This is a genomic window from Halococcus salsus (genome assembly GCF_009900715.1).
GTDB lineage: Archaea > Halobacteriota > Halobacteria > Halobacteriales > Halococcaceae > Halococcus > Halococcus salsus.
The window spans coordinates 325926-349959 of sequence record NZ_JAAAJC010000001.1; the positions used below are offsets into that span (position 1 = coordinate 325926).

Here is a 24034-nt window from a genome sequence, read left to right on the forward strand (position 1 = left end):
GGTTCGGCCCGTCAGTCGCCACGAAACGTCGCATCGGTCACGACCCCCGACTCGGGCGATCCGGTCCCTTCTCCATCCCCCGTCATCGCGTCGCGGTAGGCGGCGTATCGCCAGTGTGGAACCGTCCCGTCGGGTGAGTCCGTCCCGCGCATCCCGTCGAAGACCGCCCAGTCGGTCTCCTTGTCCTCGTTGAACCAGCAGTGGAGCGCCACACGGTCGTCGAGATAGTCGAACGCCTCGCGTATCCACGCTGCCTTCCTCGACGGGTCGTGGCCCGATGCCGTGACCGACGAACTCGCGACCTCCGGCACGCAGACCGGGTTCTCCGCGAGCGCGTCGAGCCGGTCGAGCATCTCGTCGAAGACCGCCGACGGGGAGGTCCACGACGACCACTCCTGACTCGCCCCCCAGTTGAAGCCGTCGACGCCGACCCAGTCGACGAACTCGTCGCCCGGATAGCACGTCTCGGCCGCGTGGGGGCCGACGTCGACGTGGTTGACACACCAGACCCACTGGAGGCGCTCGGGCGGGAGGTCGTCCATCCGGTCGTGGACGCGTCGCCACATCGCGACGTACCCCTCCGGGGTCGCGTCCCCACCCGCCGGGGCCCACGGATACCAGTCACCGTTCATCTCGTGCCCGAGCCGGAGGAAGCACCGGCGGTCGTCGGCGGTCCCGAGCTCCCCGTCGGGCCCCGCGAGCCACCCGCGAAGCCGGTCCGCCCACGCGTCGAGGTAGTCGTCGTACGCCCCCTCGGCGATCCGCGTCGCGATGTCCGGTGGGGTCGCGTCCGGGGTCGGGGTGTAAGGCTCCCAGGTGAGCAGCGGGACGCGACCCGCCGCCCATATCTCGGGAAGCAGCTGGTCGAAGACGTGGTCGAGTCCATCGGGGTCCCACGGCACGAAGACGACGTGGACCGAGTGGCGTGCACCCAGCCACTCGTCCATCGCGTCGAGAACGGCGGTCCGGTCGGGACGAACGTAGGCTCCGTGGAGTGGCGGTGTCATCGTGGTCGCGTCGGACAGGATGGCGGTCGTGGTGGCGGGGCGTGCTCGGGGGACACGATTCGAACCTCGCAGGGCGGAGGATTGTAGTTGGTGGTCGGCCCCGACCGACCGATTCTTTTCCGTGGCGCGCCGAGGGCTGATAATGGACGGGCCGCTCTGGACCGACGACCACGCGCCGGCGCTCGCCGACCTCCCGCAGGCGGATGTGCGAAACTCGCTTTCGCGCGCGGTCGCGGAGCCGCTGAACCTCGTGCTGCACGGTCCGCCGGGCGCGGGCAAGACCGCCGCCGTCCGCGCGCTCGCCGACGAGACCCACACGCACGCCGACGACCTCGTGGAGCTCAACGTCGCCGACTTCTTCGGCCGAACCAAGAAGGAGGTGAGCGAGGACCCGCGGTTCTCGTCGTTCATCACCCCGAAGCGCCGTCGGAACTCCTCGAAAGCGGATCTGATCAAACACGTCCTCACCGAGTCGGCGAGCTACGCGCCCGTCGACGGCACCTACAAGACCATCCTCCTCGACAACGCCGAAGCCATTCGCGAGGACTTCCAGCAGGCGCTCCGCCGGGTGATGGAACGCAACTACAAGACCACGCAGTTCGTCATCACCACGCGCCAACCCTCGAAGCTCATCCCCCCCATCTCCTCGCGGTGTTTCTCGATCCCGGTGCGCGCGCCGACCACCGACGAGACCGTGGCGGTGCTCGAATCGATCGTCGAGGCAGAGGGTGTCGAGTACGACCACGACGGTCTCGAGTACGTCGCGGGCTACGCCGACGGCGACCTCAGAAACGCGATCCTGGGTGCCCAGACGGCCGCCGAGGACGCGGGCGCGGTCACGATGGAGACCGCCTACGACGCGCTCGGGTCGGTCGGCAACGACGACCGGATCGAGGGGATGGTGACGGCGGCCGTGGCGGGCGAGTTCACGGACGCGAGAGGCACGCTCGACGACCTCCTCGTCGACGACGGACTAGACGGCGGTGAGGTCCTCGAAGACGTCCTCCGGGTGGCGCGCTCGCGGTCGGTCGGGCCGTCCGCCCCCGAACTCCACCGGCTCGCCGGCGAGGTCGACATGGACCTCGCGGAGGGCACCAACGACCGCCTCCACCTCTCGCACCTCCTCGCCGAGCTCGGTCGATAACGCGACACGGTTGTCGTGCGCCAAGGTTGGCGTGCGACAACCGAACCCGTATGCCCGTCCCCCGCCGATTCACGGTCGGATGAACGATGGGTCCCGAGCGGTCGCGAGCGTGGCGCGGTGGTGGAGCGACCTCGACGGTGGGTGGCGAGCGGTGCTCCTCGGAACCGTCCTCGTCGCGGTCGTCCTGACCGGGATCCGGATACCGTGGTGAGGCGGTTCCTGCCCGGACTCGCGGCGCTCGCGGCGATCGGACTCCTCGCACGCGGCGTGTCGCGAGTCGTTCCCGAGGCCAACCACCTGATCGTGGCGATCGTTCTCGGCGTCGTGGTCGCCAACACCTACGGGATCCCCGACCGGGCCGAACCGGGCGTCGGCACCCACACCCTCTGGCTCGAAACCGGGATCGTGGTGATGGGCGCGAGCGTCGCGCTCGACCGGGTGGTCGCCGCCGGACCCAGGATCCTCGCCCTCGTCGTGGGGACGGTCCTCGCGACGGTCGTGGTGGTCGAACTGCTCGCGCGCGGGCTGTTCGCGATCGACGAGGAGACCGGGTCGCTGCTCGCCGCTGGTTCCGGGATCTGCGGGGTCTCGGCGGTGGTGGCGATCGCCGAGTCGATCCACGCCGACGAGACCCGGATCGCCTACGCCGCCGCCACGGTCCTGCTGTTCGACGCCGTCACCCTCCTCGTCTACCCCGTGGTCGGTCACCTGCTGGGGCTCTCGGACGCCGTCTTCGGGGTCTGGGCGGGGCTCACGATGTTCAGCACCGGGCCGGTGACCGCCGCCGGCTTCGCGTTCTCGCCCGCGGCGGGCCAGTGGGCGCTCCTGGTCAAACTCGCCCGGAACGCGCTGATCGGGCTGGCCGCGGTGGCCTACGCGATCTACTACGCCCGGCAGTCGGGTCGCACCGCCGAGGGCATCGGGCTCGGCCACCTCTGGCGGACGTTTCCGAAGTTCGTCCTCGGCTTCCTCGGCGTGATGGTGCTCGCCAACGTCGGCGTGCTCGGGACGCAAGCACTAGATTCGCTCTCGCACGCCTCCGACTGGCTGTTCCTGTTCGCCTTCGCGGGGCTCGGCCTCACGATCGACGTCGACGAGCTCCGCTCGACCGGCTACGAACCCGTCCTCGTCGTCTTCCTCGGTCTCCTCACGGTGAGCACGACCGCGCTGGTCGTCGTGACCGCGCTGTTCTGACCCGCACGCTTTTCGTCGTGCGCCAACTCGTCCCACCGATGCGGGAGTTCACGTTCGTCATCGAGTACGACGCGGGGACCGACCCCATCATGGACGTCTGTATCGAGCATCCCTCGGTTCTCGCCCACTCGCTCGACGGGTTCGTGACCGGCGACCGGTTCTGGCGGATCGAACGGATCTCGGGGCCCGAACCCGCGCTCGAAGCGATCGAGACCGTCCGGTTCGATGGGACGAGCTGCGGCGAGTCGATCACCGACCACGACTGTGAGGCCGCGCGCTACCACGACGTGCTCGAACGCGACGAGGGTGAACTCGTGCTCTACACCTACCTCGAGGACATCACGCGGTGTGAGTCGATCCACACTCTCGCGGGCAAACACCTCCCCTCGGGGTTGGTCTTCGAGACGCGTCGAGAGGGCTCGCGCCACCACTGGCGGGTGCTGATGCGGTCGGACGCCAACGTCGGGGTGCTCTACGACGAGATCGGCGCGCGGCTCCGGGACGGGCTCACCTTCCGGATGGGCCACCTCCGGGACGCCGACGGCTGGCGGCGGGACGCGTTCGCCACGCTCTCGATGCCCGACGAACAGCGGACCGCGCTCGAAGCCGCCGTCGCGGGCGGCTACTACGAGACGCCCCGCGAGACGACGCTCGACGCGATCGCCGACGACCTCTCCATCCCGCGCTCGACGCTCTCCTACCGGCTCCGTCGGGCCGAGGCCACGCTCGCGCGGCGGTTCGTCGGCGAGGGCGGGGACCGGTGGCTCCGGTGACCCTCCCCGTCGCTCGCCCGCGGTCCGCCCCGGGGTTAATACCGCTCGCGGCGAAAGGGAGAACACTGGATGAGTGATCCGACGTCCGACGCGCTGGTGTCCGCCGAGTGGGTCGCCGAGCGTCTCGACGCGTTCGGGCGCGACGACCCGTCGCTCCGGCTGCTCGAAGTCGACATCGAACCGGAGAACTACGACGCGGGCCACGTGCCGGGCGCGACCAAACTCGACTGGAAGCGCGACCTCCAGGACGCCACGACGTTCGACGTGCCGACGAGGACGGCCTTCGAGCGGCTGCTCGGCGACGTCGGCATCACGGCCGATTCCACGGTCGTCGTCTACGGCGACATGATGAACTGGTTCGCGGCCTACGCCTACTGGCTGCTGACCTACTACGGCCACGACGACGTCAGACTCCTCGACGGCGGCCGGGACGTCTGGACCGCCCACGACCGACCGACCACGACCGAGACCCCCCGGTTCACGTCGCGGTCGTACGCGGTCGACTCGCTCGACGGAACCGTGCGCGCCGACCGGCCCGACGTCGAGGACGCCATGCGCCGTGGTGTGCCGCTCGTGGACGTCCGCACGCCCGAGGAGTACCGTGGCGAGATCCTCGCGCCGCCGGGCTGGAACGAGGGCGTCCAGCGCGGCGGCCACATCCCCGGCGCGGTGAACGTGCCCTGGAGCCAGGTGGTCGACGACGAGGGCCGTTTCAAACCCCGCGAGGAGCTCGCGGCGATCTACCGCGAGGCCGGCCTCGACCCCGGGACCGAGGTGATCACCTACTGTCGGATCGGCGAACGATCGGCGTTGACGTGGTTCGTGCTCTCGGAGCTCCTCGGCTACGCCGACGTCAGGAACTACTACGGCTCGTGGGTCGAGTGGGGGAACTCGGTCGGCGCCTCGATCGAGAAGGGCCAGCGCGCCGGCGTCCGCCGGGACTGATCACCCCAACACCGCGATGTAGCGGGTGAGCGAAGCGTGTACCCGCCGCTCGAAGACGTCCTCGACGCTCCAGCCCACCTCGCACGCCGCGTCGGTCCACGGTCGGTCGCTGACGAGTACCGCCCGCGGCGCGACCCGCCGGGCCTCGGCGAGCGCGCCGGTCACGAGGGCTTCGAGGTCGCCCTCGATCCTCGACTGGCGACCGTAGGGCGCGTCGAACACCACCGCGTCGGCCGCACCGTCTTCGAGGGGAAGGTGGGTCGCGTCGCCGCGCGCGGTGGCCCACCCGTTTTCGAGGTAGTGCGCGAGGTTCTCATGCGCCCCGCGGGCCATCTTCGCCTGGGCGTCGAGGCCCAGCACGTCGGCTCCGACTAGCCCGGCCTCGACCAGCACCCCGCCGGTACCGCACATCGGGTCCACCACGAACGAGTCGGGCTCCGCGCCGGCGATGGTGACGAGCGCCCGCGCGAGCAGCGGACTCATCGACCCCGGCTGGAAGAAGGGCTTCTTCGTCGGCGCGCGCGCCCCGAACCCCCGGTCGGTCTCGATGTCGAGCCAGCCGAGGACACAGCGTTCGTCCGAGAACAGCGCCCGAAGCTCGTGGTCGGGGTCGTCGAGGTCGACCGGGAGTCCTGCTTCCGTCAGCACCCCGCCGAGTTCCCGTTCGGCGTGTCGGGTGTCGACGGTCGCCGTGGAGCGGACGTCGCGCGCCCGGACCGCGACGGTTCCATCGAGGTCGAGCGGGGCGACCGCGAGGGACGCGACGGCGGCCTCGACGGTCGCCGCGGATCGACCGACGACACGACTTACCCGGTGGGTGTACGCGAGGCTCCGCACCGCTCGACCGTCGACCGCTTCGGCGACCCCGAGCCCGGGGGCGACGACCTCGACCCCCGCCATCGCGGTCGCGGCCTCGCGGGCGGCGAACGCGTCGTCCTCGCCGGCGAACTCGACGACGTACACGGCTTCACTCCGGGCGGGCCGTCCTATGACGATATCGGTCCGGACGCCGAGACGTCCATGGTCGACCCGCGTCGGGCAACACCACCAACTTTTATAAGTCTTAAATACGATTTTTAAGACGACTCATGTCCGCTCAGGACCCAAAGGAAACCATCAACATCGAGAACGTCGTGGCGTCGACGGGTATCGGGCAGGAACTCGACCTCCAGAGCGTAGCGATGGACCTCGAAGGTGCGGACTACGACCCCGAGCAGTTCCCGGGGCTGGTCTACCGAACCCAGAACCCGAAGTCCGCGGCCCTGATCTTCCGGTCGGGGAAGATCGTCTGTACCGGCGCGAAGAGCACCGCCGACGTCCACGAGAGCCTCGAGATCGTCTTCGACAAGCTCCGGGACCTCGAGATCAAGGTCGAGGACGAACCCGAGATCGTCGTCCAGAACATCGTCACGAGCGCCGACCTCCAGAAGACCCTGAACCTCAACGCGATCGCCATCGGGCTGGGGCTCGAGAACATCGAGTACGAGCCCGAACAGTTCCCGGGGCTGGTCTACCGGCTCGACGACCCCGAGGTCGTCGCGCTGCTGTTCGGCTCGGGCAAGCTCGTCATCACCGGCGGCAAGGAGCCCGCCGACGCCGAACACGCCGTCGACAAGATCACCGACCGGCTCGACGACCTCGGGCTCCTCGACGGCTGACGTTTCGGCCTCTCCCACTTCAGGACGTGACCGAACCATGAACCGCGAGGGAATCCCGTGACGAACCCGAGAGGACGATACAGGCGATGATCGAGAACGGCCTCGTGCAGACCGCCCCGACCACCGGCGGCCTGCTCGCCTACCTCGGGACGTTCGTGCTCGCGGCGGCGGTCTACTCGCTCACCGCGCACATCGCTGCCCGGAACGTCCTCGGCGACGTGCCGGCCCGGCGAGCGCTGCTGGTCGGCCCCGGCCCCGCCGCGGTCTCGGTGCTCCTCCAGCAGTACGGCGTCCTCGCGTTCGTCGTCGCGCTCGCGCTGGATTTCGTGTTGATCCGGTACGTCTACCGCCTCCGCTTGCGGACCACGAGCCTCGTGGCGGTCATCCACCTCGTGGTGAGCGTCCTCGTTTTGTTCGTGGTGCTCAGCGCCTTCCGGCTCGTGGGCACCGCACCCGGATAGCTCAGTCGACGAGGCGTTCGATCTCGGTCACCAGAATGTCGCTCGCGCCGCGCTCCTTCACGTCGGTTATCACCTCGAAGACGTCGCGTTCGTCGACCACGGCGTGGACCGCGACCTGGTCGCCGCCCGCGATGTTCATCACCGTCGGCCCGCCGAGCCCCGGGATCACGTCCCGGATCGCGTCGAGTTCGTCCTCGGGGGCGTTCATCATCAGGTAGCGTTTGCCCTCGGCCGAGCGCACCGACGAGAGCGCGGTCTCGATCTCGGCGAGCTTCGGGTCGTCGGCGACGTCGGGGTGGACGAACAGCCGGGCGGAGCTCTGGAGGACCTCGTCGACGACCGCGAGCCCGTTGACCCGGAGGGTCGTCCCCGTCGAGGTGATGTCGATGATCGCGTCGGCCATCTCGACGTGGGGGGTGAGCTCGGTCGCGCCCGAGACCTCGACGACCTCGGGGTCGATCCCCTGCTCGGCGAAGTACTCCCGGGCGATGTGTGGGAACTCGGTCGCGACGGTCCCGCCCGCGAGGTCCTCGACCGACGTGATCGAGCCGTTCTCCGGGGCGGCGAGCACCAGTCGGCAGTTCCCGAACCCGAGGTCGAGGCGCTCGTCGAGGTCGACGCCGGCCTCGCGGACCTGGTCGAGCCCCGTGACACCGGCGTCGGCCGCGCCGTCGGCGACGTACTCGGGGACGTCGGCCGCCCGGACGAACAGCACCGTGACCTCGGGGTCGACCGTCGAGGCGTAGAGCTGGCGCTCGGTGCCGTTTTCGAGGTGCAGACCCGCACGTTCGAGCAGACCCACCGTCGGATCGTGGAGGCGGCCCTTGTTGGGCACGGCGAGGCGCATACCCGCTATCGAGTCCCCGCGGATGAACTGCCTTTCGTTACCCGCGCGACCGACCCGCCGGCTCGACCGGCCAGCGAACCGCCACCGGGGTCGGCGGTCAACAGCGTCATGACTGCGTAGCGCCACGATCCGGTATGAACTGTGAGACCGACGTCCTCGTCGTCGGTGGCGGTGCGACCGGGGTCGGCGTCGCGCGCGACCTCGCGATGCGGGACGTCGACGTCACGCTCTGTGAACGTGGCGGACTGGGGTCGGGAACGACGGGGCGCTCGCACGGCGTGCTCCACAGCGGCGCGCGCTACGCCGAGTCCGACGCCGAGGGCGCACGCGAGTGTATCGCGGAGAACCGGATCGTAAAGCGGACCGCGGGCGCGTGCGTCCGGGATTCGGGTGGCTACTTCGTCGCGCTCGACGACGACGACCCCGACTACTTCGAGGCGAAGCTCGCGGGCTGTCGGGCGCAGGACATCCCCGCCGAGCCGATGTCGGGTGCGGCGGCGCGCGAGGCGGTGCCGGCGCTCGCCGACGACGTCGAACGGGTGATCGAGGTGCCCGACGCCGTGGTCTACCCCTCGCGGCTCGTCGCGGCCACGGCCGAGAGCGCCCGTCGCCACGGCGCGCGGGTCCTCCCCGACGCACCCGTGACGGACCTCCACACCGAGAACGGGCGGGTCGTCGGCGCGACGGTCGACCACGATGGCGGGAAGACCGTTCGGACGAACCACGTCGTCAACGCGGCGGGCGCGTGGGCGGGCGAGATCGCGGCGAAAGCCGGGGTCGAGGTGTCGATGCAGCCGACGAAGGGCGTGATGGTCGGGGTCGAGGGCGTCGAGGTGACCCCCGTCCTGAATCGGTGTCGGTCGCCCGCCGACGGCGACCTCGTGGTCCCACACGACGACGAGGTGGTGCTCGGCACCACGAGCGTCGCGGTCGACGACCCGGACGAGTATTCGCGGGAGGACGAAGCGGTCGACCGGATGGTCGCCGAGTGCGCCGCGATGGTGCCCGCGCTCGAGAACCGGAACCCGGACAGAACCTACTGGGGCGTCAGACCGCTCTACGCACCGGACGAGGACGAACGCGACGGTGCGCGGTCGATCTCGCGCGGCTTCTTCCTGCTCGACCACGCGGACGACGGCGTCGGGGGGTTCTCGAGCATCGTCGGCGGGAAGCTCACCACCCACCGTCGGATGGCCGAGGCGGTCGCCGACCACGTCTGCGACGCGCTCGGCGTCGACGGGACGTGTCGAACCGCCGACGAACCGCTCCCCGGCCACGACGACCCCGCGGAACTCGACGACCTCGTCGACGCGTACGTGACCGACTCGCCCGCCGACAGCGACCTCAGGGACTGACGACGGCGCGGGCTCGGGTTTGGGTGTCGAATCGCGTGTCGTCGACCACGGTTGCCGACGGATGGTGGTGACCCGCCGCCGGCAGGTAGTTTCGCCAGACGCTACCGACCACGTTATCGTCTCACGGCACGTCCTTCCCTTTGAGGGGTACGTTACCAATTGTCAGATCCAAAACAACCGGATGGCCACGCGTTTCAACCGACCGACGAGGAGGAGGACGTCGAGACCGTTCGCCCGTCCGACGACCTCGGTGTCCTCGAGGACCGTCTCTCGCGCCGCGCGTGGAAACGGGCGTGTACGTCGTGTGAGACGCTCGTTCCGGTCGGCAACTACTGTATCGAATGCGGGGTTTCGCTGACCGAGGAGTAGGACGGCACGAGTGTAGCCACAGCAGATTGCGGCCGTCATCGAGAGCTCGCCCGGCTTCGACGGATTGAGGGTTCGGGCCGTCCCAGACCGGTCATGACCACCCTCGAGATCGTCGGCGGTCAGGTGCTTCGCCCGGACATGACCGTCGAGCACGTGGACGTGCTCGCGGACCGGGAGACGGGCGAGATACGCGCGGTCGGCGACGTTCCCGCTGGCGACGAATCGCTGGACGCGAGCGGTGGGCTCGTCATTCCTGGACTGGTCAACGCCCACACCCACGTCGCGATGACGCTGTTGCGGGGCTACGCCGACGACGAACCGCTCGAAACCTGGCTGCAGGAGGACGTTTGGCCGGTCGAGGCCACCCTCGAACCCACGGACGTCCGGGCCGGGGTCGAACTCGGGCTGGTCGAGATGATCGAGACCGGGACGACCGGCTTCTGCGATATGTACTTCGACGTCGCCGAGACCGTCGCCGCGGTCGAGGAAGCGGGCCTCCGCGCCCGCGTCGGCCACGGCATCGTCACCGTCGGGAAGGACGGGGACGAGGCCCGGGCGGACTTCGAGGAGGGGCTGCGCGTTGCCCGCGAGTTCGACGGCGCGGCGGGTGGGAGGATTTCGACGGCGTTCATGCCCCACAGCCTCACCACCGTCGACGCCGACGAACTCGACGAGTTCGTGCCGGAGGCGCGCGAGGCGGGCGTTCCGGTCCACCTCCACGCCAACGAGACGACCGGCGAGGTCGAGCCCATCGTCGACGACCACGGAAAACGCCCGCTCGAATACGCCGTCGACCGTGGACTCCTCGAACCCGAGGACTTCGTCGCCCACGGCGTCCACGTCGACGAGCGCGAGGTCGACCTGCTCGCCGAGCGGGGTGCGGGCGTGGTCCACTGTCCGGCCTCGAACATGAAGCTCGCGAGCGGCATCGCGCCGGTGCAGGACCTCCTCGATGCGGGTGTCATGGTCGGACTGGGGACCGACGGGGCGGCCTCGAACAATGACCTCGACATGTTCGACGAGCTCCGCGACGCCGCGATGGTCGGCAAACTCGGGGCCGGCGACGCGAGCGCGGTCGACGCCCCGAGCGCGGTCGGGATGGCGACGGCGGGGAGCGCCGCCGTCGCGGGCTTCGATTCCGGCCGGATCGAGGCGGGTGCGAACGCCGACCTCGCCGTCCTCGACCTCGACGCGACCCACCTCACGCCCCACCACGACCTCGTGAGCCACCTCGCCTACGCCGCGTCGGGGACCGACGTTCGACACACGGTCTGTGATGGCGAGGTCCTGATGCGCGACCGCGAGGTCCTGACGCTCGACGTGGACGAAGTCCGTGAAACGGCCGAGCGCCACGCCGCGGCCGTCGTCGAGCGCGCCGAGTAAGGAAGTTACTCGCGGTCGCCGACGAGCCGCGCGCCGACCGCCGCGAGACCCGCGAGCGTGGCGACGACGCCGAACCCCGGTCCGTTCGAGCTGGTGGTCTCGTTACTGCCGCCACCCGTTGCGCTGGTCCCGGCGGTGCCCGCATCGCTCGTGGCCCCGGATCCGCCGCCCGCTGCGGTCGTTCCACCCGCCGCACCGGCTCCGCCGGCCGCCGCACCCCCCGCCGTTCCGTTCGTCCCGGCCGCCATCCCCGTCGACGTCCCCGTCGTCCCGGCGTCCGTCCGGTTCGCGGACCCGCCGCTCGCCTCCGAGGCGGGGACGAGTCGGTGGACGCCGCCGCCGTCGTCGCCCCGGGTGAGGGCGTAGAGCTCGTCGTCGTTGTCCCGACCGATCGCGATGAGCGCGCCGTTCAGTTCGCCGTCGTCGGTCGTGGCGACGTCGAGCTTCGTGAACGACCAGAGGTCGTCGCCGTCGCTCGGCGTGGCGGCGAACAGCGCGCCGGCGTCGGAGCCGCCGAAGAGGTAGTCGCCGAAGACGTACTGACCGGCGAGCGCGTCGACCGACCCGTCGTAGACGTAGCCGCCGATGACCGAGACTCCGATCGGCTGGCCGTCCCTGACGTGTGGGTACTCGATGACGGGGTCGATGAGCGGTTCACCGCCCCGGACCGAGTCCGGGGTCGAACTCGGGCAGCTGTCGCCGCTCGTGCCGTAACAGTGGGTGCCCTCCCTGACGTTCCAGCCGTAGTTCCCGCCGTTCTCGACGATATCGACCTCCTCGTACTCCGACTGGCCGACGTCGGCGACGTAGAGCTCGCCGTTCGAGAACCCCATTCGCCACGGGTTGCGAAAGCCCCAGGCGTAGTGTTCGTCGAGACCTTCCTGTCCAACGAGCGGGTTGTCCTCGGGGATGGCGTAGGGTTTGCCGTCCGATTCACCGTCGACGTCGATCCGGAGGACGCTCCCCAGCAGGTTCTCGGTGACGTCCTGGCCGTTACCGCCCTCGTTCGCGTCGTACCAGTCCTCGGCGTGGCCGGTGCCGGTGTCGCCGCCCTTGCCGCCGTCACCGAGCGAGGCGTAGAGGTAGCCATCTGGACCGAACGCCACCGCACCGCCGTTGTGGTTGCTCTGGGGTTCGGGCTCGGAGATGAGCTGGCGTTCGGAGTCGGGGTCGCCGCTCGACCCGTCGTCGGTCGTCGTGAACTCGGAGAGCACCGCGTTGTGCGAGTAGGGGTCGGGCGTCTCCTCGGTCGGGGGTTCGCTGTAGCGGAGGTAGAACCGGCCGTTGTCCGTGAAGTCGGGGTGGAAGGCGAGCCCCAGCGCACCCTGTTCGCCCTCGACGGGGGTCATCCGGTCGGCGATGTCGATGAACGGCTCGTCCCGCCTGCCGTCGTCGTCGACCACGTAGACCTGGCCCGCGCGTTCGAGCACGAACCACCGGTCGTCGCCCGTCGGCGCGGCGAAGTCGATCGGCTCCTCGAACTCGTCGGTGACGGTTTCGAGGCCGACCGATGGACCGCCCGGTACCACCGCCTCCTGCTGTCGAGCGCGTGTCGCACGACCCGTGCCGACCCCGCCGAGACCACCGGTCACCCCGGCGAGCGTGCCGGCTGCGACGGTCCCGAGCAGGCGGCGGCGGGTCGGAGTCGGTTCGGAGGAGGAGGAGGTTTCGGGGCGGCTATCTGCGTTCATCGGGTGAGTGTCACGTTCGAGTCGCCGTCCGGGTAAAGGTCTACCGGCCCCGCGTGCCGCGGTTCGACCCCGGATCGCCGTTCGACGCTCAGCGGTCGCCGACCGACTCGCCCGGTTCGACCGTGTTCCAGGGCTCGCCGTTGACGGAGACCCGAAGCGTCGCGTTGCCGTCGTTGCTGAGATAATCGACCTCGCCCGTCGTCCGGTAGCTGTCGACGCCACCGTCACCGACGAAGCCGTTGACACCGTTGCTATCGGCGATGGAACGGCTGTCCGGGCGGTCGGCCTCGGCGGGAACGTCGGCCTCGTTCCCCAGGGTCAGTCTCTCGGTCGCCGACAGCATGTACGTCGACTCACCGCTCCCGACGGCCTCGACCCGGACGACGTTCTCAGTGTCGTTGGGCGGCGGGAGTGTCATCGGCGCGATCGTGTCACCCCTCAGTCCGTCGCCGGGTTCGAGCGTGTCGGTCCGCTCGCCGTCCTCGTAGACCGCCAGCGTCGCGTTGCCGTCGTTGACCATCACGCCCGGCGAGACGCTCGTGACGTAGCTGTCGACGCCGCCGTCACCGACGTAGCCCTGAATGTAGGTCTCGGTCTGGGAGATCGTCCGGTCCGGGTGGTCGGCACCCTCGCGGTCAGCCTCGGGCCCGAGTTCGATGCTTCCGGGGACGTAGATCCGGTAGTAGGACTCGCCGCTCCCGACCGCCCGTACGACCAGATATCGCTGGGAGTCGTCCAACCCGTCGGGCCGCTCGACGACCGACCCGGATCCGGTTCCCGTCGAGGTCGGCGTTGCGGTCGGCGTCGCGGTGTTCGTGGCGGTCGGCGTCGCAGTCGCGGTGCTGGTCGGTGTCGGAGTCGGCGTCGCTGTCGTCGTCGCGGTCGCTGTCGTGGTCGCGGTCGGCGTCCCGGTCGCCGTCGACGTTGCGGCGCGAGTCGTCGGAGTGGCCGCCACGGTCGTCGTGGCCGCCGTCGTGGTCTCGACGGTCGTCTCGGTCGCGTTGTCGCTTCCCGCTGGGGCCCCACCAGCCGCCGTGCCTTCGATCGGCGTCGACGTGGGTGCGGCGGTCTCTTCCCCACCGAGCCCGGCGAGTCCGGCACAACCCGACAACAGAACGGCCACGGCGATCACGACCGCGAGGATGGATTTCGACGTCATCTCGTCGTTAGCGTTCGGAAGCGGTTCGGGGACATATAAACTCCACCATTGTTGTGGCGGTAGGGTGTGTTCATCGGTAATACTGCGTTCGGACCGCGTTGAGGGAATATTCTCCGGGATTGAGAGATGAATAAATCGCGTGCCAAGCCATTTGTCTCTGGGTGGTAATTAAGCGACCCGTCACTCAAGCATGGGTTTTAGGGAATCGGTTTGCTCTTAGCTACTGTTTGCTAGCTCTTGTGCTCGCTGTAGCCGCTCTCGTAGCTCTTTCTTCGGGTTTGCTGTCCGGTTGATGTACCGTTGGAGTATCTTGACTTCGTCATCGTAGCGCTCTTCCTTCCGATAGACGATTCCGAGATGTTTGTAGTACCACGGCGGGAGCGTTTCATACTCGGTTTCTTTCTCGGCCTGTTCTATACACCATAGTAGTAGCTTTTCAGCCTCGTCATGACGCTTTTCACGCTTTAGTTGTTTCACTCTCTCAACAGCATCTGTATAGTGATCGAAGTCCGGTCTATCGCTTCGGAATAACTGTCTTATTCGTTTGAACATGATTGAACTACCTCAATTATGTTTATCCACAGAAATATCTACTGGTAAATAACCAAAACAGAGCTGTTCCATGGCCGGCGCTCCTTCTTTACCGTGCCTTCTCGGATGGCGGCCGCAAGGGCTTCGGTAGGGTTTTGAGCCCGCTGGCTCTCGATACGAGCATGACCGCATCTCCGATCACCGACCGCCTCGACGACCCGGCGGCGAGCCAGGAGTCGGGCCGGCAGAAGATCGACTGGGCCCGCGAACACATGCCGATCCTCGACGCGCTCCGCGAGGAGTTCGAGGCCGAGCAACCCCTCGCGAGCGAACGCCTCGGGATGGCGATGCACGTCGAGGCCACCACGGCCGTCCTCACCGAGACCCTCGCGGCGGGCGGGGCGGAGATCGCCATCACCGGGTGTAACCCGCTCTCGACCCACGACGACGTCAGCGCCGCGCTCGACGCCAACGAGAACATCACCTCCTACGCCGAGCGCGGCGTCGACGACGAGGAGTACTACGCCGCCATCGAGGCGGTCATCGACCACGAACCGACTATCACCGTCGACGACGGCATGGACATGGTCGCCGCGATCCACGAGGACCACCCCGACCTCATCGATTCGATCAAGGGTGGCTGTGAGGAGACGACGACCGGCGTCCACCGCCTCCGCGCGATGGACGACGACGGCGCGCTCGACTACCCGGTGTTCGCGGTGAACGACACGCCGATGAAACACCTCTTCGACAACGTTCACGGGACCGGCGAGTCCTCGCTCGCCGCCATCGCGATGACCACCAACCTCTCGTGGGCGGGGAAAACGGTGGTCGTCGCGGGCTACGGCTTCTGCGGCCGCGGCGTGGCGAAGAAGGCCGCCGGCCAGAACGCGAAGGTCGTCGTCACGGAGGTCGACCCACGTCGCGCGCTCGAAGCCCACATGGAGGGCTACGACGTCCTCCCGATGGACGAGGCCGCCGCCGTCGGCGACGTTTTCGTTACGACTACCGGGAACCGTGACGTGATCACCCGCGACCACTTCGAGTCGATGAAGGATGGGGTACTGCTCGCCAACGCGGGCCACTTCGACATCGAGATCGACCTCGACGCGCTCTCGGACCTCGCCACGGACGACCGTGAAGTCCGGCCCGGCGTTCGGGAGTACGCGCTCAGTGATGGGAGACGGCTCAACGTGCTCGCGGAGGGCCGGTTAGTAAACCTCGCCGCGCCGGTGGCGCTCGGCCACCCGGTCGAGGTGATGGACCAGTCCTTCGGGGTCCAGGCCGTCTCGGTTCGCGAACACACCGAGTCGAGCTACGAACCCGGCGTCCACGACGTGCCCGACGAGCTGGACCGCGAGGTCGCCGAGATCAAACTCGACGCTGAGGGGATCGCGCTCGACGAGCTCACCGAAACGCAGACCGAGTACATGGGGAGCTGGGACCACGGGACGTGAGCCACGCCGAAGGAACTCCGGCGTCATCGTTTAGTCCGTGTACGTACGTACACAGACATATGGGGACCAAGACCATCTCGCTCGCCGACGACGCCTACGAACGGCTCGAAGCGGCCAAACGCGAGGGTGAGAGCTTCAGCGACGCGGTTCGTCGGCTGACGCCGGGCATCCACCTCGCGGAGTACGTCGGCATTCTCGACGAGGGGACCGCCGACGAACTCGACACCACCATCGCGGAGCGGCGAGCCGAACGCACCGACGACCGCCGCGCTCGCGTTCGGGCGGTCGCCGACGCGCTCGACGAGCGGACGGCGGAGCACTCGTCGTCCGAATGATACTCGACACCACGTTCCTGGTCGACGTTCTTCGTGGGGACGTACGCGAGAACCCGACCGCAACCGAGTACATCGAGGCGATCGACGCCACCGGAACCGGCAAGGTCTCGTCGGTCTCCGTGATGGAGCTCTGGGAGGGGGTCCACCTCGCGGACGCGACCGAGAGCGAACGAACGCGGGTCGGCGAACTCCTGGATGGGATCCACGAACTCCCGTTCGACAGGAGCGTAGCGATGCGGGCGGGCGAACTCAGCGCCGCACTCCTCTCCGGTGGTGAGCGGATCGAAACCAGCGACGTGATGATCGGAGCCACGGCGTTGGTCCACGACGAACCGGTACTGACACGAAACGTCGAGCAGTTCGACCGGATCGAAGGTCTCGACATCGACACCTACTGATGGCATCCACACACTCACGACGCGCTCCGTCCACGGACCGATCACGCTCGCGGAGCGCCGCGCACGTAGCCCACATCGACCCACCGGAGCCTCGGTAACGATGTCGCACGCGAAAGGCGACCGGGTCGAACGCGAACTCGTCAACCGGCTCGACGGGGCGGGCTTCGCGGTGATGCGCGCGCCCGCGAGCGGGAGCGCCACCGAGCGGGAGCTTCCCGACGTGCTCGCGGGTAACGGCGACACGTTCTACGCCATCGAGGCGAAATCCTCCTCGGGGAATCCGATCTATCTCACGGGCGAGGAGGTGGAGGCGCTCGTCTTCTTCGCGCGGAACTTCGGCGCGAAACCCCGGATCGGGGTGCGCTTCGACCGCGAGGACTGGTACTTCTTCCACCCCGGCGACTGCTACGTCACCGACGGCGGCAACTACCGCGTCAAGAAGGAGACCGCCCTCTCCGACGGCATCGACTTCGACGAGCTCACCGGCCAGACCTCACGAACGCAGCTCGACGAGTACGAGGACTGACCCGCCGCCGTCACGGTGAGCGCCACCCCCGCCGATTTGTCATGCGGGTGTCTGACGCGGAATTAAGTACCGTCCGGGCCTCGTCCCGAACGGGCGCGTCGACCGGTTCCACCCCTCCCCCACACTTCCCCCGTTCGCGCGCCCGGTTTTCCCCTCTCCCCTTCCTCCACTTCCGGGGTTCCTCCACCCGGATCTCGACCGTCCGAGCCGCGCCGCCGTCTCAGGCGTCGGCCGTCCCGTGGACCTGGTCGCGGACTGCCGAGACGACGTCCGGTTCGGCCATCAGCGCTAGCCGGTCGCCGGGCTCGACTTCGGTCCTCGGCAGCGGGATCGTCATCGGCTCGCCCGCGCGACCGTGGGCGTAGATGCGAGCGTCGTCGGGGATCTCGAGCGCCACGACGCGCTCGCCAACCACCGGGGAGTCCTCGGGGACGACGAGCACGATCGCCGAGAGGTGCTCGGTGACGTCGGCGAGCACACTGAAATCGCCGCCGAGCAGTGCGGTCTTCGCCCCGGCCGCGCCGAGCTGCTCGGGGTAGATGATCTCGTCGACGCCCTCGCTGTACTTGCGGTAGACGTCCTCGGTGAACTCGTCGCTGATCCGGAGGACGGTGCGACAGCCGTGGTCGTTGCCCACCCGACAGACCTCGAAGTTGACCTCGGGGTCGCCGGTGAGGCCGCCGACCGCGTCGGCGGTTTCGAGGTCGGCCGATTCGAGCACCGCCTCCGAGGCCCCGTCGCCCTCGATCACGTCGAGCCCCGCCCCGCGAGCCCGTTCGACCTTCTCGGGGTCGTTCTCGACGACGGTCACCTCGTGGCCCTCCGTGTCGAGGATCTGTGCGGTCCGGATCCCGACGCGACCGTACCCCACCAGTACGCAGTTCATACCCCCTCTTGCGCACCGGGGATGAAAACCCTACCTGGTTTCCGACATCGATAGCCCGCCGAGTCTCACCAACCCCTATGTACTCCCCGCAGGAATGGGTGCACGATGACGAAGATCGCTATTACCGGTGCAGCGGGCAACGTTGGGCGAGTCCTCGTTGAGGGGTTCGCCGACCACGAGGTCACGCCGCTCACCTTCGAGGAAGCGGACGACCTGGAGTCGGTCGTCTGCGACATCACCGACCGCGAGGCGTTCGTCGAGGCGCTCGACGGCCAAGACGTCCTGATCCACCTCGCGGGCAACCCGTCGCCCTACGCCGAGTGGGACGACTTGAAGGACCCCAACATCGACGGGGTCTACAACGCCTACCACGCCGCGATCGAGAACGACCTCGACCGGGTGGTGTTCGCGAGCTCGAACCACGCCGTCAACATGGACGACACCTCCGACACCGCCGAACCCGAGACGATGGCCGCCGACGCGCCCACGGTCTACCCCGAGACCGCGGGCCGGCCTGACTCCTACTACGGCGTCTCGAAGGTCGCGGGCGAGGCGCTCGGCGACTTCTTCTCGAAACGCTACGACATCGAGGCCGTCAGCGTTCGCATCGGTTGGCTGATGACCGAGGACGAACTCGAAGACTCACAGGAGACCGCGGACAGCGACTACCCCGAGGACGCCGCCCGGTTCGGGCGCGCGATGTGGCTCAGCCACCGTGACTGTCGGGACGTCTTCGAGTCCGCCGCCACCGCCGAGATCCCGGACGAACCGCTGGTGGTCCACGGGATATCGCGCAACGACGACCGCTACCTCTCGCTGACCGAGACCCAGCGCACTATCGGCTATCGACCACGCGACAACGCGAGCGAAACGCTCGAAAACTGATCGTTCGGGACGGGAGAGCGACTGATTACTCGATGTGGCCTTCGCGCCGGAGCTGGTCGGCGTCCTGGTCCTCGTAGCGCCACTCGATCGTGCCCTTCTCGTCCTGCCAGTCCCAGGGTTCGATGATCACGACGTCGCCCTCGTTGATCCAGACCCGATACTTCATTCGACCGGGGATCCGCCCCATGCGCTCTCTCCCGTCCATACACCGTACGCGGACGTGGTTGCCACCGTTGTGCTCGGTGACGACACCGAACACCTGGTTGTCGTCCGGCATTCGGAGGTTCTTTCGTCCGGATCCTTCGCTCATACGTCCCAGTAGGTGACATGGACCCTTAAGCCATTGGAAACGCTCGGTAGCGTTTGCCACGCCCGCGATGGAGGGGAACCGATCCGATGGATTGGTGCGCCCGCGGTCGGTACGGGTTCGAACTGTGTCCCCGAACGACTCCACGACCCCGTTCGCGAGCACCGAGGCGTACTACGCCGACCACCGGCCGGGCTACGGCGAGTCCGCCGTCGAGTACCTCCGGCATCGATTCGACCTCGACGACGGGTCGCGCGTGCTCGACCTCGGCTGTGGACCCGGTCAGGTCGCGGTCCCGGTCGCGGCACACGCCGGATCGGTCCTCGGGATGGACCCGAACCCGGCGATGCTCCGGGAGGCCGATGCGCGCGCTCGCCGCGCTGGACGGGAGAACCTCGACTGGGTCGTCGGCTCGGACGCCGAACTGACGGGGGTCGAGGGCCCCTTCGATCTCGTCACGATGGGGCGCTCGTTTCACTGGATGGACCAGGCGCGAACCCTCGAACGGGTCCACGAGCTCACCGACTCCGGGGGCGGTGTCGCGCTCCTCACCAACCGCGAGTGGATCACGAGAGGGACCAAGGACTGGCAGGACGCGGTCTACGCGCACGTCGGTTCGTACATCGAGGACCTCCCCGACCGAACCGGCCCGATCGAGTACGACGACCCCTGGGACGAACTCGTCGCGGAGTTCGGGTTCACCGAAGTCGAGACCGCGACCTTCGAGTTCGAGCGCACTTGGGACGTCGATTCGGTCGTCGGCTACCTCTTCTCGCTCTCCTTTTGCTCGCCGGCCACCGTCGGGGACGAGAAAGGGGCGTTCGAGGCGGCCCTCCGTGCGCGGCTCGACGCGTTCGACGAACCGCTCGTCCAGGACGCCGCCGTGACGGTGATCACCGGCAAGCGATAGCTCCGGCCACCGAAAGCGGCTTTCGCCGTCGCGGGCTACTCGCCCCATGCACGTCGTGGCCAACGCGGCGATGAGCGCCGACGGGAAGCTCTCCTCGCGCCGACGCGAGCAGGTCGTGATCAGCGGGCCCGAGGACTTCGCGAGAGTGGACGCCCTGCGAGCGTCGTGCGACGCGGTGCTCGTCGGGGTCGGCACGGTGCTCGCCGACGACCCCCATCTGACCGTCGAGGATCCCGACCTGCGCGACGAACGGCGCGCGCGCGGCGACCCAGAACACCCCGCGCGGGTCGTGGTCGACACACGCGCGCGCACGCCGCCCGAGAGCCGGATCCTCGACAGCGAGGCCTCGACCTACGTGCTCGTCGGCGAGGCGGCCCCCGAGGACCGCCGATCAGCGCTCCGCGAGGCCGGCGCGAACCTCGTCGAGGTCGGTGACGACCGAGTAGATCTCACGTCGGGGTTCGCGGCGCTCGAAGCCGAGGGGATCGACCGACTGATGATCGAGGGCGGCGGCGAGGTCCTGTTCTCCGTGTTCGAGGCGGGCCTGGTCGACGAACTCTCGGTCTTTCTCGGCTCGCTGGTCATCGGCGGTCGTGACGCCCCGACCCTCGCCGACGGGGACGGCTTCGTCGACGATTTCCCCGCACTCGAACTCGATGGCGTCGAGCAACTCGACGACGGTGTGCTGTGTCGCTACGCGGTCGGGTGAACGGTCGGGCTACGAGAGCGGATAATCTGGAGAACTCGTTGGCCGAGGCGCTATGAAATGAGCACAGACACGCCAATCAGGGCTGGTGCTACCCACCATGCGACGGATGGTCAGCTGCATAATATCGGGATCCATGACAGTTTTTACCACTGACATGGATCACTGAGATATGCCCGGCCCAGTCTTTCTAGAAGGCGAGAAAGTGACACTCCGCCCGCCGGAGGAAGAGGACGTCGATCTCATTCAATGCTGGATGAACGATCCTTCTGTGTGGCGGCGCGCTCTCGACGTCAATCCGACGAGTCGCCAGCAGTGCGCGGAGTTCATCGAAGACGTACTCCAGGGTGATGATGGTGTTCACTGTCTCGCTTGTGACGATAGTGCACCTCTCGGGCTCGTCTCTCTGAACGACTCACAGTACGGGCCAGATGAGACGAGCCGAGCGCGCGATACGGAACTCGCTTACTGGTTCGATCCAGATCATCACGGTCAGGGCTACGGATCCGATGCTGCTAGACGAATGATACAGTATGCCTTCGAGGACCGAAATTTCAGGCGGATAACTGCTCGACCGGGGAGCTTCAACGATGCCTCGGTCGGCCTCCTGGAATCGCTTGGGTTCACACACGAAGGAACGCTCCGGGAGGCGGCGTGGTTCCGTGGTGAGTACCACGATATGCTATACTACGGGCTGCTGCGTGAGGAGTGGAACTCGCAATAAGCGGAGGACCGTCCGGGAGCCGGTAGGACACCTACGAAGCTGCTGTGTGTGGCTGTATCGGAACGCCTCTTCCCTCAGTCGTCGTCGGCGAACGCGGCTTCCGCTTCCGGTGCGGGTTCGTCGTGGGTTTCGAGATAGTCGTCAGCGTCGAGTGCGGCCTTCGCACCCATGCCGCCGGCGGTGACGGCCTGCTGGTAGTGTGAGTCGACGACGTCGCCGGCCCCGAAGATGCCGGGGACGCCGGTTCGGGTCTGACCGCCGCCGGTACCGCCCTCGGTGTGGAGATAGCCCGTGGCGTCCATCTCGACGCCCGTTCCCTGGAGATAGCTGGTGTTTGGGGTGTGACCGATGGCGAGGAACACCGCACCGACATCGAGGTCGAATTTCTGAGTATCTGGGTCGTCGAGCTTCTCGCTCGGATGTCCGTCGGGGGGAGTGAGCAGCGAGACGCCCTCGATCCCGCCTTCGGGGGTCCCGTGGATCTCGTCGAGTTCGGTGTTCTTCATGACCTCGACCTCACCGGCGTCGACGTGTTCCTCTAGCCTATCGATCCAGTAGTCCTCGGCGCGGAAGGTCTCGCGGCGGTGGATCAGGTGGACCTTGGAGGCGAACTTCGTGAGGAAGCTGGCTTCTTCCATGGCGGCGTCGCCACCGCCGACGACGACCATCTCCTCGTCGCGGAAGAAGGCGCCGTCGCAGGTCGCACAGGTCGAGACGCCGTAGCCCATCAGGTCGTCCTCGCCGGGGACCCCGAGGGTGCGTGCGCTGGCACCGCTGGCGACGATGACCGCGTCGGCGGTGAGCGACTCCCCACTGTTCAGGGTGAGTTCGAACGGCCGACCCGAGTCGTCGACGTCCTCGACGACGCCGTGGCGGACGTCGGCCCCGAAGTTCTTGGCCTGGGTCTTCATCCGCTGGACGAGCTCCGAACCGCCGATACCGTCGGGGAAACCGGGGTAGTTGGCGACGTCGGTGGTGAGGGTGAGCTGGCCACCGGGCTCGTCACCTTCGAGAACCAATGGGTCGTTGTTCGAGCGGGCGGCGTAGATCGCGGCGGTCAGCCCCGCGATCCCCGACCCGGTGATGACCAGCCGGCGGTGTTCCGGCTCCTGGGTTTCGGACATACCTCCTGTAGGGTCCGCGGAAGTAATTAGCTTGTGGACTCCGGGCTCGAAGCGTTTAGGTGGGTCTCGGCTCTTCGACTCGCATGCCCGCAGACCTCGCGGAGAAGACCGACCGCTACGAACGACTCCTCGCCGAGGCGCTCGACGCCGCGAGCACCGCGCCGCCGGCGGGAACCCCGCTGGCTGGTGTCGCCGCCGACTACGAGGAGATGGCGCGGTCGTATCTCGACGACGGTCGCCACTTCCGCGAATCGGGCGACCCCGTGAACGCGCTCGCGGCGTTCTCCTACGGTCACGGCTGGCTCGACGCCGGCGCGCGCCTCGGCGTGTTCTCGGTGCCGGACGAAGGCGACCTCTTCACGGTCTGAATCGCCTTCGGCGGTCGGTGTGCTTACAAGGGCTGGGTGTGTCAGTTCCGTTCGATGGAGGCCGTGCTGTGGTACGTGCTGACCGGCACCCGCGGTGGCACGAACCGCGTGCGGATCCTCAAGGCGCTCAACCAGCGCCCACGCAACGCCAACCAGCTCGCCGGGGACCTGGACCTCGATTACAAGACGGTTAGACACCACCTCGACGTGCTGGTCGACAACAACGTTCTCGAAAACAGTGGCGACGACTACGGCGCGGTCTACCTCCCGACGGACCAGGCGCGCCACCACTGGGAGACCATCGAGGACATCATCGAACAGGTGGATTGAGTATGGCCCGATTTGGGAAAGAGTATATGCGAGGCTGTGAGTTAGAGGTGAATAGATGGCGGTTCTGATCGACGGCATGCGCGTCTTCAGCGCGCTCAACGTGCTCTTCCTCCTCGTTCTCGCCTACATCTGGGGCCGGAACTACCTCCGATTCCGCTCGAAGCACACCCTCGGCCTCCTCGTCTTCGCCGTGTTGCTCCTCGCCGAGAACGCGCTGGCAATCTACTTCTTCGTCTTCCATCACGGTCTCACCGCGTGGGTGACCGACCCGTCGCTCGTCCCGCCGCTCGCCCAGGAGGCCATGCTGGCGCTCCGGGTGCTGGAGTTCGCCGGGGTCGCCTTCCTGACCTGGGTGACGTGGGACTGAACCCGGCGCGACGGCGGCGTACCGACACGACGATCCACCCTAAAAACATCCCGATTAACGAGGTGGTATATGCCCCCGCTCTCACCGCTGCTCTGAGGCCGTGAGACGCCCGATCTCGGAGTCCGATTATCGGTACCTTTAAGTTCTTTACGGACTAACGTGCTGTCAAGCACCGAGTTCTGGGACCGTCCACA

General features: G+C 67.8%; 30 protein-coding genes. 21 read left to right on the plus strand and 9 right to left on the minus strand.

The window, feature by feature from the left end:
- Positions 1-11: 11 nt before the first annotated feature.
- Positions 12-1007: a glycoside hydrolase family 26 protein gene (locus GT355_RS01685; RefSeq protein ID WP_160132936.1), complete on the minus strand. Its 996-nt coding sequence runs from the start codon at positions 1005-1007 to the stop codon at positions 12-14.
- A gap of 142 nt (positions 1008-1149) precedes the next feature.
- On the opposite strand from GT355_RS01685, the gene GT355_RS01690 reads away from it, so the two are divergent.
- The 5 genes from GT355_RS01690 (at position 1150) to GT355_RS01705 (ending at position 5063) form a co-directional block, all read left to right on the plus strand.
- Complete coding sequence (locus GT355_RS01690; RefSeq protein WP_160132938.1) at positions 1150-2151, plus strand: AAA family ATPase; 1002 nt, start codon at positions 1150-1152, stop codon at positions 2149-2151.
- A gap of 79 nt (positions 2152-2230) precedes the next feature.
- Entirely contained in the window at positions 2231-2362 is a 132-nt protein-coding gene (locus GT355_RS18440) for a hypothetical protein (protein WP_255409229.1), read from the plus strand.
- Complete coding sequence (locus GT355_RS01695; protein WP_160132940.1) at positions 2356-3345, plus strand: YeiH family protein; 990 nt, start codon at positions 2356-2358, stop codon at positions 3343-3345. Before GT355_RS18440 ends, GT355_RS01695 begins: the two co-directional genes overlap by 7 nt.
- Positions 3346-3383: 38 nt before the next feature.
- Positions 3384-4118, plus strand: coding sequence for a helix-turn-helix domain-containing protein (locus tag GT355_RS01700; RefSeq protein WP_160132942.1), 735 nt, complete (start codon positions 3384-3386; stop codon positions 4116-4118).
- Positions 4119-4187: 69 nt separating this feature from the next.
- Entirely contained in the window at positions 4188-5063 is an 876-nt protein-coding gene (locus GT355_RS01705) for a sulfurtransferase (RefSeq protein WP_160132944.1), read from the plus strand.
- Here GT355_RS01705 and GT355_RS01710 read toward each other — a convergent pair whose 3' ends face one another.
- Positions 5064-6026: a methyltransferase domain-containing protein gene (locus tag GT355_RS01710; RefSeq protein ID WP_160132946.1), complete on the minus strand. Its 963-nt coding sequence runs from the start codon at positions 6024-6026 to the stop codon at positions 5064-5066.
- A gap of 125 nt (positions 6027-6151) precedes the next feature.
- On the opposite strand from GT355_RS01710, the gene GT355_RS01715 reads away from it, so the two are divergent.
- Together GT355_RS01715 and GT355_RS01720 are read left to right on the plus strand one after the other, a co-directional pair.
- Positions 6152-6721 (plus strand): TATA-box-binding protein, encoded by a 570-nt coding sequence (locus GT355_RS01715; protein ID WP_120073673.1) that lies wholly within the window; start codon positions 6152-6154, stop codon positions 6719-6721.
- Between the two features lie 86 nt (positions 6722-6807).
- Entirely contained in the window at positions 6808-7182 is a 375-nt protein-coding gene (locus GT355_RS01720; RefSeq protein ID WP_160132948.1) for a DUF7473 family protein, read from the plus strand.
- A gap of 1 nt (position 7183) precedes the next feature.
- Here GT355_RS01720 and hisG read toward each other — a convergent pair whose 3' ends face one another.
- Positions 7184-8029 carry an ATP phosphoribosyltransferase gene (gene hisG / locus GT355_RS01725; protein WP_160132950.1) on the minus strand — a complete coding sequence of 282 codons (846 nt, stop codon included), beginning with the start codon at positions 8027-8029 and terminating at the stop codon, positions 7184-7186.
- Positions 8030-8163: 134 nt separating this feature from the next.
- Here hisG and GT355_RS01730 point away from each other — a divergent pair, with 134 nt between their 5' ends.
- From GT355_RS01730 to GT355_RS01740, 3 genes are all read left to right on the plus strand, one after another.
- Positions 8164-9384 (plus strand): FAD-dependent oxidoreductase, encoded by a 1221-nt coding sequence (locus tag GT355_RS01730; protein ID WP_160132952.1) that lies wholly within the window; start codon positions 8164-8166, stop codon positions 9382-9384.
- A gap of 159 nt (positions 9385-9543) precedes the next feature.
- Complete coding sequence (locus tag GT355_RS01735) at positions 9544-9753, plus strand: hypothetical protein (RefSeq protein WP_160132954.1); 210 nt, start codon at positions 9544-9546, stop codon at positions 9751-9753.
- Between the two features lie 93 nt (positions 9754-9846).
- Entirely contained in the window at positions 9847-11136 is a 1290-nt protein-coding gene (locus tag GT355_RS01740; protein ID WP_160132956.1) for an amidohydrolase, read from the plus strand.
- A 5-nt stretch (positions 11137-11141) separates the two neighbouring features.
- On the opposite strand, the gene GT355_RS01745 is transcribed toward GT355_RS01740, so the two are convergent.
- The 3 genes from GT355_RS01745 to GT355_RS01755 form a co-directional block, all read right to left on the minus strand.
- Positions 11142-12827, minus strand: coding sequence for a PQQ-dependent sugar dehydrogenase (locus GT355_RS01745; protein WP_160132958.1), 1686 nt, complete (start codon positions 12825-12827; stop codon positions 11142-11144).
- 88 nt (positions 12828-12915) lie between these two features.
- On the minus strand, positions 12916-13986 hold the full coding sequence (locus GT355_RS01750; protein ID WP_160132960.1) for a hypothetical protein: 1071 nt from the start codon (positions 13984-13986) through the stop codon (positions 12916-12918).
- A 216-nt stretch (positions 13987-14202) separates the two neighbouring features.
- Complete coding sequence (locus tag GT355_RS01755) at positions 14203-14538, minus strand: hypothetical protein (protein WP_160132962.1); 336 nt, start codon at positions 14536-14538, stop codon at positions 14203-14205.
- A gap of 161 nt (positions 14539-14699) precedes the next feature.
- Between GT355_RS01755 and GT355_RS01760 the strand changes: the two genes are divergently transcribed.
- From GT355_RS01760 to hjc, 4 genes are all read left to right on the plus strand, one after another.
- Positions 14700-15974, plus strand: coding sequence for an adenosylhomocysteinase (locus GT355_RS01760; protein WP_160132964.1), 1275 nt, complete (start codon positions 14700-14702; stop codon positions 15972-15974).
- A 59-nt stretch (positions 15975-16033) separates the two neighbouring features.
- The gene (locus GT355_RS01765) at positions 16034-16309 is read left to right on the plus strand and encodes an antitoxin VapB family protein (RefSeq protein WP_160132966.1); all 276 of its coding nucleotides are present in this window, start codon (positions 16034-16036) and stop codon (positions 16307-16309) included.
- Positions 16306-16707 (plus strand): PIN domain-containing protein, encoded by a 402-nt coding sequence (locus GT355_RS01770; RefSeq protein ID WP_160132968.1) that lies wholly within the window; start codon positions 16306-16308, stop codon positions 16705-16707. The genes GT355_RS01765 and GT355_RS01770 overlap by 4 nt, the downstream gene beginning before the upstream one ends.
- 100 nt (positions 16708-16807) lie before the next feature.
- Entirely contained in the window at positions 16808-17233 is a 426-nt protein-coding gene (gene hjc / locus GT355_RS01775) for a Holliday junction resolvase Hjc (protein WP_160132970.1), read from the plus strand.
- Between the two features lie 220 nt (positions 17234-17453).
- Here hjc and GT355_RS01780 read toward each other — a convergent pair whose 3' ends face one another.
- Positions 17454-18119, minus strand: coding sequence for a potassium channel family protein (locus tag GT355_RS01780; protein ID WP_120069806.1), 666 nt, complete (start codon positions 18117-18119; stop codon positions 17454-17456).
- A gap of 105 nt (positions 18120-18224) precedes the next feature.
- Between GT355_RS01780 and GT355_RS01785 the strand changes: the two genes are divergently transcribed.
- On the plus strand, positions 18225-19004 hold the full coding sequence (locus tag GT355_RS01785) for an NAD-dependent epimerase/dehydratase family protein (RefSeq protein WP_160132972.1): 780 nt from the start codon (positions 18225-18227) through the stop codon (positions 19002-19004).
- Positions 19005-19029: 25 nt separating this feature from the next.
- On the opposite strand, the gene GT355_RS01790 is transcribed toward GT355_RS01785, so the two are convergent.
- The gene (locus GT355_RS01790; RefSeq protein WP_120069811.1) at positions 19030-19314 is read right to left on the minus strand and encodes a translation initiation factor eIF-1A; all 285 of its coding nucleotides are present in this window, start codon (positions 19312-19314) and stop codon (positions 19030-19032) included.
- A gap of 124 nt (positions 19315-19438) precedes the next feature.
- Here GT355_RS01790 and GT355_RS01795 point away from each other — a divergent pair, with 124 nt between their 5' ends.
- From GT355_RS01795 to GT355_RS01805, 3 genes are all read left to right on the plus strand, one after another.
- Positions 19439-20221 carry a class I SAM-dependent methyltransferase gene (locus GT355_RS01795; RefSeq protein WP_240145688.1) on the plus strand — a complete coding sequence of 261 codons (783 nt, stop codon included), beginning with the start codon at positions 19439-19441 and terminating at the stop codon, positions 20219-20221.
- A gap of 46 nt (positions 20222-20267) precedes the next feature.
- Entirely contained in the window at positions 20268-20930 is a 663-nt protein-coding gene (locus tag GT355_RS01800) for a 2,5-diamino-6-(ribosylamino)-4(3H)-pyrimidinone 5'-phosphate reductase (protein WP_160132974.1), read from the plus strand.
- A gap of 169 nt (positions 20931-21099) precedes the next feature.
- Positions 21100-21651: a GNAT family N-acetyltransferase gene (locus GT355_RS01805; protein ID WP_160132976.1), complete on the plus strand. Its 552-nt coding sequence runs from the start codon at positions 21100-21102 to the stop codon at positions 21649-21651.
- Positions 21652-21725: 74 nt separating this feature from the next.
- Here GT355_RS01805 and GT355_RS01810 read toward each other — a convergent pair whose 3' ends face one another.
- On the minus strand, positions 21726-22775 hold the full coding sequence (locus GT355_RS01810) for an NAD(P)/FAD-dependent oxidoreductase (protein ID WP_160132978.1): 1050 nt from the start codon (positions 22773-22775) through the stop codon (positions 21726-21728).
- An 83-nt stretch (positions 22776-22858) separates the two neighbouring features.
- Between GT355_RS01810 and GT355_RS01815 the strand changes: the two genes are divergently transcribed.
- The 3 genes from GT355_RS01815 to GT355_RS01825 are packed head-to-tail and all read left to right on the plus strand — an operon-like array spanning position 22859 to position 23840.
- Positions 22859-23143 carry a DUF357 domain-containing protein gene (locus GT355_RS01815; protein ID WP_160132981.1) on the plus strand — a complete coding sequence of 95 codons (285 nt, stop codon included), beginning with the start codon at positions 22859-22861 and terminating at the stop codon, positions 23141-23143.
- A 54-nt stretch (positions 23144-23197) separates the two neighbouring features.
- Positions 23198-23473, plus strand: a complete 276-nt coding sequence (locus GT355_RS01820; RefSeq protein WP_160132982.1) for an ArsR/SmtB family transcription factor — start codon at positions 23198-23200, stop codon at positions 23471-23473.
- Positions 23474-23528: 55 nt separating this feature from the next.
- A complete protein-coding gene (locus tag GT355_RS01825; protein WP_120069831.1) occupies positions 23529-23840 on the plus strand; it encodes a DUF8036 family membrane protein in 312 nt (103 codons plus the stop codon).
- Positions 23841-24034 lie beyond the last annotated feature (194 nt).